Below are 9,550 nucleotides of genomic sequence, written 5' to 3' on the forward strand. Positions count from 1 at the left end.
TCCCTTATTCTTCGGAAGCAGCGCCGGAGGCAACACGGCGAGCCTGGAGCGTGGCGTACTTCATGCCGCGCTGAGCTGCGATGTCCTTCGGGTGCATCTGGTTCTTGAGGGCGTCGAAGGTTGCGCGAACCATGTTGTAGGGGTTCGACGAACCGGTCGACTTGGCAACGACGTCATGAACGCCGAGCGTTTCGAAGACGGCGCGCATCGGGCCACCGGCGATGATACCGGTACCGGCCTTGGCCGAACGCAGCAGCACCTTGCCGGCGCCGTGACGGCCATGAACGTCGTGATGCAGGGTACGGCCACCACGCAGCGGGACGAAGATCAGGTCGCGCTTGGCAGCTTCAGTCGCCTTGCGGATGGCTTCCGGCACTTCGCGCGCCTTGCCATGACCGAAGCCGACGCGGCCCTTCTGGTCGCCAACGACGACGAGAGCTGCGAAACCGAAACGACGACCGCCCTTCACCACCTTGGCGACGCGGTTAATTGCTACGAGCTTATCGACAAATTCGCTGTCGCGCTCTTCGCGGTTCTGGCGATCTTCGCGAGAACCCTTTCTTTCCTGTGCCATTGTCCTTTTCCTTTTTCTTTTCCGGGTGCAATCGGCAGATTGACAAAAGTCGCCTCCGTCCGATGGATCGGACGCGACCGGAAACCTATGAAAGTGCCAGGCGGGCACAAAACCCGCCTGGCAACCGATCAGAAGTTCAGACCACCTTCACGGGCAGCTTCGGCCAAAGCCTTGATGCGGCCGTGATAGATGAAGGCGCCACGATCAAAGACAACGTCCTTGACGCCAGCCTTTACGGCGCGCTCAGCGATGAGCTTGCCGACGGCAGCGGCTGCTGCCGCGTCAGCGCCCGTCTTCAAAGACGAACGCAGATCGGTGTCGAGCGTGGAGGCAGACGCAAGCGTCTTGCCGGCCACGTCATCGATAACCTGTACGTAGATGTTCTTCGACGAGCGATGAACCGACAGGCGCGGACGGCCATTGGCGACCGCCTTGATTTGACGGCGCACGCGGTTGGCGCGACGCACAAGAGTATCTTTCCTGCTAGCCATTTCGCGTGATCCTTACTTCTTCTTGCCTTCTTTGCGGACAATCCGCTCTTCGGCATACTTGACACCCTTGCCCTTGTAGGGCTCGGGGCCGCGGTATTCGCGGATTTCCGCGGCAACCTGGCCGACCTGCTGCTTGTTGATGCCGGACACGATGATTTCGGTCGGCTTCGGAACAGCAATCGTGATGCCTTCCGGCGTCTGGTAGACGACGTCGTGGCTAAAGCCGAGCGCCAGCTGCAGGTTCTTGCCCTGCAACGACGCACGATAACCAACGCCGTTGATTTCGAGCTTGCGCTCGTAACCGTCCTTGACGCCCTTGAAGATGTTCTCGATCATCGTGCGGGACATGCCCCACTTCGAACGAGCATCCTTGCTCTGGCTGAGCGGCTGTACGACAACCGCATTTTCTTCGAGCTTTACCGATACTTCGTCGTTTGCAACAAAGAACAGTTCGCCCTTCGGGCCCTTCGCCGTTACCTTCTGGCCATCAACGCTTGCCGTGACGCCTGCCGGAACCTGAACGGGCTTCTTACCGATACGAGACATTTTTATACCTGTCTGTTCGCTATGGAGAACTCTGCTACGTCTTCAATTAGAAGACGGAGCAAAGGATCTCGCCACCAACATTCTGTTCGCGTGCCTGGTGATCGGCCATCACGCCCTTCGGGGTCGAAAGGATGGTGATGCCGAGGCCGTTCGCGACCTGCGGAATGGACTTAACCGAGACATAAACTCGGCGGCCCGGCTTGGAAACGCGTCCGATCTCACGGATTACGGAAGCGCCTTCGTAGTACTTCAGCTCGATGTTCAGCTCGGCCTTGCCGTTGCCGAATACGACTTCAGAGTATCCACGGATGTAGCCTTCAGCCTGAAGGACATCCAGAACACGTGCACGGAGCTTCGAAGCCGGCGTGGAAACGCTCGACTTGCGGCGAGCCGCGCCGTTACGGATACGGGTGAGCATATCGCCCAGCGGATCAGTCATTGCCATGTGCCCGTCTCCTTACCAGCTCGACTTGACGATGCCCGGCACCTTGCCGAGATTGCCCAGTTCGCGAAGCGCAATACGCGACATACGAAGTTTACGATAGAAGGCGCGCGGACGGCCGGTAACTTCGCAACGGTTGCGGATGCGGGTCTTGGATCCATCGCGCGGCAGACCTGCCAGCTTGATGGTTGCCTTGAACCGCTCTTCGATCGGCAGAGACTGGTTCATGATGATTGCCTTCAGCGCGGCACGCTTTGCAGCTTGCCCGGCAACCAGTTTGCGGCGGCGCTTGTTCTTTTCAACTGCGCTCGTTTTCGCCATAACAGTTATCCTTCTTTACGCTTGTCGTTACGGATTACTGACGGAACGGGAAGTTGAACTCTGCAAGCAGAGCACGAGCTTCGTCGTCGTTAGTAGCCGTCGTGCAAACGATGATGTCCATGCCCCACATCTGATCAACCTTGTCGTAGTTGATCTCTGGGAACACAATGTGCTCCTTGACGCCCATGGCGAAGTTGCCACGGCCATCAAAAGACTTCGGATTGAGGCCACGGAAGTCGCGAACGCGCGGAAGAGCGATGTTCACGAGACGATCCAGGAACTCATACATCCGAACGCCGCGCAGGGTAACCTTGGCACCGATCGGCATTCCTTCGCGAAGCTTGAAGCCTGCGATGGAGTTGCGAGCGCGGGTGATTACCGGCTTCTGGCCAGCAATCGCAGCGAGGTCGGCAGCAGCAACGGATGGCTTCTTGGAGTCGCCCGTCGATTCGCCAACACCCATGTTGATCACGATCTTGTCGAGGCGCGGGATCTGCATCTCGTTGGCGTAGGAGAACTTCTCCTGCATCGCCTTGCGGATACGCTCGACATATTCCTTCTTGAGCCGCGGCTCATAAGCGGACTTAGCCATCGATCACTACTCCCGAACGCTTGGCCACGCGGACCTTCTTGTCACCGTCGATCTTGAAGCCGACGCGGGTCGGCTTGCCGTCCTTCGGATCGGCAATCGCGATGTTCGAAAGATGGATCGAGGCTTCCTTGTTGATGATGCCGGCTTCCTGGCTCTGGGTCTGGCGCTGGTGACGCTTCACCATGTTTACGCCACGCACGACAGCCCGGTCTTCCTTCGGCATTACCTGGACGACTTCGCCGGTACGGCCCTTGTCCTTACCGGTGAGAACGACGACTTTGTCGCCTTTGCGAATCTTTTGCATCTCTCAACGCTCCCTTAGAGTACTTCTGGAGCCAGCGAGATGATCTTCATGTGGTTCTTGGCGCGGAGTTCGCGCGGAACCGGTCCGAAGATACGGGTGCCGATCGGCTCTTTCTTGTTATCGATAAGAACGGCTGCGTTGGTGTCAAAGCGGATGACAGAGCCATCCGGACGGCGGATGTCCTTCGCAGTGCGAACGACAACAGCCTTCATGACATCACCCTTCTTTACGCGGCCGCGCGGAATGGCTTCCTTGATCGAAACGACAATGATGTCGCCAACCGACGCATACTTGCGCTTGGAGCCGCCCAGCACCTTGATGCACATGACACGACGTGCGCCGGAATTATCCGCCACGTCGAGGTTTGTTTGCATCTGAATCATGTCAGGTCGCCTTCTTGTTGTTACCAGGCCGGTTGGGTCGAAACCCCCTCGCCTGGCTTATAGTGCTCATCTCAAAGCAAAAGAACGCCCGGAATCGAGCGTTCCCCTGCTTCAATTGCGTGCTTCATACAAGTATTTGCCCAAGACGCAAGGGTCTTCGGGTCAAAACCTGCAGAAATCAGGCGTGGACGGCGACGACCGTCCAGCGCTTATCCTTCGAGATCGGCGCGCATTCCTCAATGGAAACAACGTCACCAACCTTGAACTGGTTGTTTTCGTCGTGCGCCTTATACTTCTTCGAGCGACGGACAGTCTTCTGGAGGATCGGGTGCGCAAAACGGCGCTCGACCCGGACGACGACGGTCTTGTCGTTCTTGTCGCTGACAACAGTGCCCTGCAGAATGCGTTTCGGCATATTTTCTGGTCCTTAGGCCTTGGCTTCTGCCGCCTTCTGGCGGGCAATGGTTTTGACGCGTGCGATGTCCTTGCGGACTTCGTTGATACGCGAAGACTTTTCGAGCTGGCCGGTTGCCTTCTGGAAGCGCAGGTTGAACTGCTCCTTCTTCAGCTTGGCGAGCTCTTCGTTGAGTTGATCGGCGCTCAGGGCGCGAACATCTACAGCTTTCATGAGTTCACTCCTTACTCTGCGATACGCTGCACGAAGCGCGTCTTGACAGAGAGCTTGGCAGCGCCAAGACGAAGGGCCTCACGGGCAAGTTCTTCGCTGACACCATCGATCTCAAACATCATACGGCCGGGCTTGACCTTGCATGCCCAGTATTCGACCGAACCCTTACCCTTACCCATGCGGACTTCCGTCGGCTTGGCGGTTACGGGAACGTCGGGGAACACGCGGATCCAGACGCGGCCGGCGCGCTTCATGTGACGCGTGATCGCGCGGCGGGCCGCCTCGATCTCGCGCGCATTGACGCGGTTGGGTTCCTGAGCCTTCAGGCCGAATTCGCCGAAGGCAAGATCAGAACCGCCCTTGGCTACGCCCTTGATGCGGCCCTTGAACTGCTTGCGATACTTCGTACGCTTTGGCTGCAACATTTTTTTACTTCTCCGATATTGGCTGCCAAACGCGAATGTTACGCGTTTTCACGACGGCGGTCACGATCGCGATCGCGATCACGGCCGGCCGGGCCCTGGTTGTCACTTTCGATCGCGCGACGCTCGGAAGCCATCGGATCATGCTCAAGGATTTCGCCCTTGAAGATCCAGACCTTGATGCCGCAGATACCGAAAGCGGTTTCCGCTTCAGCCGTGCCGTAGTCGATGTCCGCACGCAGCGTGTGCAGCGGAACGCGACCTTCGCGGTACCATTCGGTACGTGCGATTTCGGCGCCACCGAGGCGACCGGCGCAGGTGATCTTGATGCCTTCGGCGCCAAGACGCATGGCCGACTGAACAGCGCGCTTCATCGCACGGCGGAAAGCCACGCGGCGCTCGAGCTGCTGGGCGATCGACTGGGCGACGAGGGTCGCGTCGACTTCCGGCTTGCGCACTTCAACGATGTTGAGGTGCGTTTCGGAGCTGGTCATCTCGGAAAGCTTCTTGCGGAGCTTCTCGATGTCAGCGCCCTTCTTGCCGATGATCAGACCCGGGCGAGCCGAGTGGATCGTGACGCGGCACTTCTTGTGCGGACGCTCGATGACCACCTTGGCGATGCCGGCAGCCTTCAGCTCTTCCATCAGGTAAGCGCGGATCTTCAGGTCTTCATGAAGAAGCTGGCCGTATTCGGCGTTGTCCGCAAACCAACGGCTGTCCCAGGTCCGGTTGATGCCGAGACGGAAACCGATCGGATTAATCTTCTGACCCATTATGCGGCCTCCCCTTTGGCTTCCACTTCACGGACGACGATCGTCAAGTGCGAGAACGGCTTTTCGACGCGCGATGCACGGCCGCGACCACGGGCGTGGAAGCGCTTCATGACGATCGACTTGCCAACGTAAGCTTCTGCAACGACGAGCGAATCGACGTCGAGATCGTGGTTGTTCTCAGCGTTTGCGATCGCAGATTCAAGGGTCTTCTTGACCGTTTCTGCGATGCGCTTGCGGGAGAACTCCAGTTCGGCCAGAGCGCGGTCGACCTTCTTGCCGCGGATCATCGCGGCAACCAGGTTGAGCTTCTGGGGGCTGACGCGGATCGTGCGCGCAACTGCCTGCGCCTCATTATCCTTCAGCCGGCGTTCGGCTTTTGCCTTGCCCATTGTTACTTCCTCTTTGCCTTCTTGTCCGCGCCATGACCGTAGTAGGTCCGGGTCGGAGAGAATTCACCAAACTTGTGGCCGACCATGTCTTCGTTGACGCTGACCGGAACGTGCTTGCTGCCGTTGTAGACGCCGAAGGTGAGACCGACAAACTGCGGAAGGATCGTGGAGCGACGGCTCCAAATCTTGATCACTTCGTTACGACCGCCTTCGCGGACCTTCTCAGCCTTCTTGAGAAGATAGCCGTCAACGAACGGACCTTTCCATACTGAACGAGTCATTCGAGACTTCCTCTCTTACTTCTTCTTCTGGTGGCGCGAGCGCATGATGAACTTGTCGGTCGACTTGTTCGAGCGCGTACGCTTACCCTTCGTGGGCTTACCCCACGGGGTCACCGGGTGACGACCACCCGAGGTACGGCCTTCACCACCGCCGTGCGGATGGTCAACCGGGTTCATGACGACGCCGCGAACGTGCGGACGCTTGCCGCGCCAACGCGAACGACCAGCCTTACCGTCATTGATGTTGCCGTGGTCGGGGTTCGATACAGCACCGATCGATGCAAGGCACGAACCGTGTACAAGGCGCTGTTCGCCCGAGTTCAGGCGAAGGATCGCCATGCCCTGGTCGCGGCCGACGAGCTGTGCGTAGGTACCGGCGGAGCGAGCGATCTGGCCGCCCTTGCCCGGCTTCATTTCCACGTTGTGGATGATGGAGCCAACCGGGATGTACTGCAGCGGCATCGTGTTGCCGGGCTTCACGTCGACAGCCTTCTCCGAAGCGATGACCTTGTCGCCGGCAGCGAGACGCTGCGGAGCGAGAATGTAGGCCTTTTCGCCGTCGGCATAGTTGACGAGCGCGATGAACGCGGTGCGGTTCGGGTCGTATTCCAGACGCTCGACCGTGCCTTCAACGTCGAATTTGCGACGCTTGAAGTCCACCAGACGATAGGTGCGCTTGTGACCGCCGCCCTGGAAGCGAACGGTGATGCGACCGAGGTTGTTGCGACCGCCCTTGGAGGACAGGCCCTCGGTCAGCGCCTTCACCGGCTTGCCCTTGTAGAGGCCGGACCGGTCAACGATGACCAGCTGGCGCTGGCTCGGGGTCGTCGGATTGAAATTTTTCAATGCCATTTTCTTGTTCCCTTTTGGGTTTTTACCCTAATGGGCCTATCCGTTAGAGACCGGTGGAGACGTCGATGGACTGACCGTCGGCGAGCGTGATGATCGCCTTCTTCACGTCCTTCTGCTTTCCGGCAAAGCCGCGGAAACGCTTCGTCTTGCCCTTGCGGACGAGCGTGTTGACGGCCGTAACCTTGACGCCGAACAGAGCTTCGACAGCAGCCTTGATCTCAGGCTTCGAAGCGTCCTTAGCGACGTTGAAGACGATCTGGTTCTGTTCGGAAACCAGCGTCGACTTTTCGGTGATCGAGGGGGACACGATCACGTCGTAGTGGCGAAGATCCGTCATTTGAACCGCTCCTCCAGAGCTTCCACGGCAGCCTTGGAAAGCACGAGCTTGCCACGGCGCAGAATGTCGTAAACGTTGATGCCCTGAACCGGCAGAACGTCCACATTCGGGATGTTCTGGGCTGCGAGCTTGAAGTTGTTCTCGATCTCGGCGCCGCCGATGATCAGAGCGTTGGTAAGGCCGAGCGAAGCGAACACGCCGGCGAGAGCCTTGGTCTTGGCTTCCTTGGCAACGAGATCGTCGATGACGATGATCTCTTCAGCCTTCAGCTTAGCCGAGAGTGCGTGACGCAGGCCGAGGGCGCGAACCTTCTTCGGCAGGTCATGAGCGTGGCTGCGAACAACCGGGCCATGAGCCTTACCACCGCCGCGGAACTGCGGAGCACGAGCGGAGTGGTGGCGGGCGCGGCCCGTACCCTTCTGCTTGTACATCTTGGCGCCGGTGCGGGAGACTTCCGCACGGCCCTTGGCCTTGTGCGTGCCCTGCTGCTTCTTGGCGAGCTGCCAGCGAACGACGCGGGCAATGATGTCTTCACGGGGTTCGAGGCCGAAAATGGCGTCAGAAAGGGAAACCTTTCCCGCGTCCTTGCCCTCGAGGGTTTTGACGTTGAGATCCATTATTCGGCTCCCTTACTTCGATGCTTCGGCGCGCACAGCGGCCGGGCGCGGAGCGCCTTCCGGGGTGCCCGACTTGATGGCGTCACGAACGACGATCCAGGCACCCTTGGAGCCGGGGACAGCGCCCTTGACCAGGATCAGACCGCGATCTTCATCGGTCGATACGACTTCCAGGTTCTGGGTGGTAACGCGGGTCTGGCCCATGTGACCAGCCATGCGCTTGCCCTTCCAAACACGGCCCGGGTCCTGGTTGGAACCGGTAGAACCATGCGAGCGGTGCGATACGGAAACGCCGTGCGTTGCACGCAGACCGCCGAAGTTGTGGCGCTTGATGGCGCCGGCAAAGCCCTTACCGATCGTGGTACCGGTGACGTCGACGAGCTGACCGGCAACGAAATGGTTTGCCGTCAGTTCAAGACCGATGTCGATCAGGTTGTCCGCGCTAACGCGGAACTCGACGAGCTTCGCCTTCGGCTCGACGTTGGCAGCAGCAAAGTGGCCGCGCATCGCCTTCGGCGTGTTCTTGACCTTGGAGCGACCAGCGCCGAGCTGGACAGCAACGTAGCCGTTCTTTTCTTCCGTGCGCTGGGCTACCACCTGGCAGTTCTCCAGCTTCAATACTGTAACCGGGATATGCTCACCGGCGTCGTTATAGACGCGGGTCATTCCCACTTTCTGTGCAATCACACCTGAACGCATCGGTTCATTCCTCTTGAGAGTTAGCGACGGGACAAAGCCCCTTCGCATCTCTGGTTTAAGGTCTCCTCGAGATCATCCGATCTTGAGGTCGCCCGTTTTCGGAAGCCGTTGGACCGGGGCCCACGTACCTTCCTTGTTATTAAAGCTTGATTTCCACGTCGACGCCGGCAGCCAGATCGAGCTTCATCAGCGCGTCAACGGTCTGCGGGGTCGGGTCTACGATATCGAGAAGGCGCTTGTGGGTGCGCATTTCGAACTGTTCACGGCTCTTCTTGTCGACGTGCGGCGAGCGGTTAACCGTAAACTTTTCAATGCGCGTCGGCAGCGGTACAGGACCGCGCACGCTGGCACCGGTGCGCTTGGCCGTCGATACGATTTCACGCGTCGAGGCATCGAGGATCCGGTGATCAAACGCCTTGAGGCGGATGCGGATGTTCTGGCCGTTCATACGACTTATCCTTGTTCATGTTACTTGCGGTTTCCGTGGAAAAACACGCAGTGAACTTCGTTTAATGTTCGGCCAGTCCGCTAACTTTTCAAAGATCGGAGGGACAGGGTTTCCCCTGCCCCTTCCTATTTGAGCGGCCGTGGCCGGCCTGTCTTTTCGCTATCGCACCATGCCGACGCACCGTGCAAATCACGCGTGGGCGCCATTTGCACTATTTCGTCGTCGTCGGCAAGCCGTGCGACCAACTAATTCTTTGGGGGCGGCTATGTCTGAGGCGCATAGCATGCGCCTCAGAGCCTTCCGCCCTTAGTATCGTCGATTACTCGACGATGGAGGCAACGATGCCTGCGCCGACGGTACGGCCGCCTTCGCGGATCGCGAAGCGCAGCTTTTCTTCCATCGCGATCGGAACGATCAGCTCAACGGCAACGGTGACGTTGTCGCCCGGCAT

At 58.9% G+C, this 9,550-nt stretch carries 19 protein-coding genes and 1 pseudogene; all 20 read right to left on the minus strand.

The window, feature by feature from the left end:
• Positions 1 to 4 precede the first annotated feature (4 nt).
• Positions 5 to 574, minus strand: coding sequence for a 30S ribosomal protein S5 (rpsE, locus tag BBX50_RS18515; RefSeq protein ID WP_065776805.1), 570 nt, complete (start codon positions 572 to 574; stop codon positions 5 to 7).
• Between the two features lie 128 nt (positions 575 to 702).
• Positions 703 to 1,065 carry a 50S ribosomal protein L18 gene (gene rplR, locus BBX50_RS18520; RefSeq protein WP_025426679.1) on the minus strand — a complete coding sequence of 121 codons (363 nt, stop codon included), beginning with the start codon at positions 1,063 to 1,065 and terminating at the stop codon, positions 703 to 705.
• Between the two features lie 12 nt (positions 1,066 to 1,077).
• Positions 1,078 to 1,611 carry a 50S ribosomal protein L6 gene (rplF, locus tag BBX50_RS18525; RefSeq protein WP_034795564.1) on the minus strand — a complete coding sequence of 178 codons (534 nt, stop codon included), beginning with the start codon at positions 1,609 to 1,611 and terminating at the stop codon, positions 1,078 to 1,080.
• A 46-nt stretch (positions 1,612 to 1,657) separates the two neighbouring features.
• Positions 1,658 to 2,056 carry a 30S ribosomal protein S8 gene (gene rpsH / locus BBX50_RS18530; RefSeq protein ID WP_025426677.1) on the minus strand — a complete coding sequence of 133 codons (399 nt, stop codon included), beginning with the start codon at positions 2,054 to 2,056 and terminating at the stop codon, positions 1,658 to 1,660.
• Positions 2,057 to 2,068: 12 nt separating this feature from the next.
• Positions 2,069 to 2,374 carry a 30S ribosomal protein S14 gene (gene rpsN / locus BBX50_RS18535; protein WP_065776806.1) on the minus strand — a complete coding sequence of 102 codons (306 nt, stop codon included), beginning with the start codon at positions 2,372 to 2,374 and terminating at the stop codon, positions 2,069 to 2,071.
• A 34-nt stretch (positions 2,375 to 2,408) separates the two neighbouring features.
• Positions 2,409 to 2,966, minus strand: a complete 558-nt coding sequence (gene rplE, locus BBX50_RS18540; protein ID WP_065776807.1) for a 50S ribosomal protein L5 — start codon at positions 2,964 to 2,966, stop codon at positions 2,409 to 2,411.
• Positions 2,959 to 3,270 (minus strand): 50S ribosomal protein L24, encoded by a 312-nt coding sequence (rplX, locus tag BBX50_RS18545; protein ID WP_025426674.1) that lies wholly within the window; start codon positions 3,268 to 3,270, stop codon positions 2,959 to 2,961. The genes rplE and rplX overlap by 8 nt, the downstream gene beginning before the upstream one ends.
• Positions 3,271 to 3,284: 14 nt before the next feature.
• On the minus strand, positions 3,285 to 3,653 hold the full coding sequence (gene rplN, locus BBX50_RS18550; RefSeq protein ID WP_034795548.1) for a 50S ribosomal protein L14: 369 nt from the start codon (positions 3,651 to 3,653) through the stop codon (positions 3,285 to 3,287).
• 178 nt (positions 3,654 to 3,831) lie between these two features.
• On the minus strand, positions 3,832 to 4,068 hold the full coding sequence (gene rpsQ / locus BBX50_RS18555) for a 30S ribosomal protein S17 (RefSeq protein ID WP_057255576.1): 237 nt from the start codon (positions 4,066 to 4,068) through the stop codon (positions 3,832 to 3,834).
• A 12-nt stretch (positions 4,069 to 4,080) separates the two neighbouring features.
• Positions 4,081 to 4,281 carry a 50S ribosomal protein L29 gene (gene rpmC / locus BBX50_RS18560; RefSeq protein ID WP_034795543.1) on the minus strand — a complete coding sequence of 67 codons (201 nt, stop codon included), beginning with the start codon at positions 4,279 to 4,281 and terminating at the stop codon, positions 4,081 to 4,083.
• 11 nt (positions 4,282 to 4,292) lie between these two features.
• Positions 4,293 to 4,706 (minus strand): 50S ribosomal protein L16, encoded by a 414-nt coding sequence (rplP, locus tag BBX50_RS18565; RefSeq protein ID WP_011975175.1) that lies wholly within the window; start codon positions 4,704 to 4,706, stop codon positions 4,293 to 4,295.
• Positions 4,707 to 4,744: 38 nt separating this feature from the next.
• Positions 4,745 to 5,476, minus strand: coding sequence for a 30S ribosomal protein S3 (rpsC, locus tag BBX50_RS18570; protein WP_065776808.1), 732 nt, complete (start codon positions 5,474 to 5,476; stop codon positions 4,745 to 4,747).
• The gene (gene rplV, locus BBX50_RS18575) at positions 5,476 to 5,865 is read right to left on the minus strand and encodes a 50S ribosomal protein L22 (protein ID WP_034795534.1); all 390 of its coding nucleotides are present in this window, start codon (positions 5,863 to 5,865) and stop codon (positions 5,476 to 5,478) included. Before rplV ends, rpsC begins: the two co-directional genes overlap by 1 nt.
• Before the next feature lie 2 nt (positions 5,866 to 5,867).
• Positions 5,868 to 6,146: a 30S ribosomal protein S19 gene (gene rpsS, locus BBX50_RS18580; RefSeq protein ID WP_018239488.1), complete on the minus strand. Its 279-nt coding sequence runs from the start codon at positions 6,144 to 6,146 to the stop codon at positions 5,868 to 5,870.
• Between the two features lie 15 nt (positions 6,147 to 6,161).
• On the minus strand, positions 6,162 to 6,998 hold the full coding sequence (rplB, locus tag BBX50_RS18585; protein ID WP_065776809.1) for a 50S ribosomal protein L2: 837 nt from the start codon (positions 6,996 to 6,998) through the stop codon (positions 6,162 to 6,164).
• Positions 6,999 to 7,041: 43 nt separating this feature from the next.
• Positions 7,042 to 7,335 (minus strand): 50S ribosomal protein L23, encoded by a 294-nt coding sequence (locus BBX50_RS18590; protein ID WP_065776810.1) that lies wholly within the window; start codon positions 7,333 to 7,335, stop codon positions 7,042 to 7,044.
• On the minus strand, positions 7,332 to 7,952 hold the full coding sequence (gene rplD / locus BBX50_RS18595; protein ID WP_034795521.1) for a 50S ribosomal protein L4: 621 nt from the start codon (positions 7,950 to 7,952) through the stop codon (positions 7,332 to 7,334). The genes BBX50_RS18590 and rplD overlap by 4 nt, the downstream gene beginning before the upstream one ends.
• Positions 7,953 to 7,964: 12 nt before the next feature.
• Positions 7,965 to 8,651 (minus strand): 50S ribosomal protein L3, encoded by a 687-nt coding sequence (gene rplC / locus BBX50_RS18600; RefSeq protein WP_065776811.1) that lies wholly within the window; start codon positions 8,649 to 8,651, stop codon positions 7,965 to 7,967.
• Between the two features lie 139 nt (positions 8,652 to 8,790).
• Entirely contained in the window at positions 8,791 to 9,099 is a 309-nt protein-coding gene (gene rpsJ, locus BBX50_RS18605; protein ID WP_003507767.1) for a 30S ribosomal protein S10, read from the minus strand.
• 319 nt (positions 9,100 to 9,418) lie between these two features.
• A pseudogene (gene tuf / locus BBX50_RS29405) lies at positions 9,419 to 9,550 on the minus strand (elongation factor Tu); the annotation flags it as partial.

Origin of the sequence: Ensifer sp. LC11 (genome assembly GCF_001695835.1) — a bacterium.
In the GTDB taxonomy this organism is placed as follows: Bacteria; Pseudomonadota; Alphaproteobacteria; order Rhizobiales; family Rhizobiaceae; genus Ensifer.

Bases quoted from the DNA above. Each gene is read 5' to 3' on its own strand.
- rpsE (WP_065776805.1), bottom strand. From the start codon at position 574: ATGGCACAGGAAAGAAAGGGTTCTCGCGAAGATCGCCAGAACCGCGAA.
- rplR (WP_025426679.1), bottom strand. From the start codon at position 1,065: ATGGCTAGCAGGAAAGATACTCTTGTGCGTCGCGCCAACCGCGTGCGC.
- rplF (WP_034795564.1), bottom strand. From the start codon at position 1,611: ATGTCTCGTATCGGTAAGAAGCCCGTTCAGGTTCCGGCAGGCGTCACG.
- rpsH (WP_025426677.1), bottom strand. From the start codon at position 2,056: ATGGCAATGACTGATCCGCTGGGCGATATGCTCACCCGTATCCGTAAC.
- rpsN (WP_065776806.1), bottom strand. From the start codon at position 2,374: ATGGCGAAAACGAGCGCAGTTGAAAAGAACAAGCGCCGCCGCAAACTG.
- rplE (WP_065776807.1), bottom strand. From the start codon at position 2,966: ATGGCTAAGTCCGCTTATGAGCCGCGGCTCAAGAAGGAATATGTCGAG.
- rplX (WP_025426674.1), bottom strand. From the start codon at position 3,270: ATGCAAAAGATTCGCAAAGGCGACAAAGTCGTCGTTCTCACCGGTAAG.
- rplN (WP_034795548.1), bottom strand. From the start codon at position 3,653: ATGATTCAGATGCAAACAAACCTCGACGTGGCGGATAATTCCGGCGCA.
- rpsQ (WP_057255576.1), bottom strand. From the start codon at position 4,068: ATGCCGAAACGCATTCTGCAGGGCACTGTTGTCAGCGACAAGAACGAC.
- rpmC (WP_034795543.1), bottom strand. From the start codon at position 4,281: ATGAAAGCTGTAGATGTTCGCGCCCTGAGCGCCGATCAACTCAACGAA.
- rplP (WP_011975175.1), bottom strand. From the start codon at position 4,706: ATGTTGCAGCCAAAGCGTACGAAGTATCGCAAGCAGTTCAAGGGCCGC.
- rpsC (WP_065776808.1), bottom strand. From the start codon at position 5,476: ATGGGTCAGAAGATTAATCCGATCGGTTTCCGTCTCGGCATCAACCGG.
- rplV (WP_034795534.1), bottom strand. From the start codon at position 5,865: ATGGGCAAGGCAAAAGCCGAACGCCGGCTGAAGGATAATGAGGCGCAG.
- rpsS (WP_018239488.1), bottom strand. From the start codon at position 6,146: ATGACTCGTTCAGTATGGAAAGGTCCGTTCGTTGACGGCTATCTTCTC.
- rplB (WP_065776809.1), bottom strand. From the start codon at position 6,998: ATGGCATTGAAAAATTTCAATCCGACGACCCCGAGCCAGCGCCAGCTG.
- BBX50_RS18590 (WP_065776810.1), bottom strand. From the start codon at position 7,335: ATGACGGATCTTCGCCACTACGACGTGATCGTGTCCCCCTCGATCACC.
- rplD (WP_034795521.1), bottom strand. From the start codon at position 7,952: ATGGATCTCAACGTCAAAACCCTCGAGGGCAAGGACGCGGGAAAGGTT.
- rplC (WP_065776811.1), bottom strand. From the start codon at position 8,651: ATGCGTTCAGGTGTGATTGCACAGAAAGTGGGAATGACCCGCGTCTAT.
- rpsJ (WP_003507767.1), bottom strand. From the start codon at position 9,099: ATGAACGGCCAGAACATCCGCATCCGCCTCAAGGCGTTTGATCACCGG.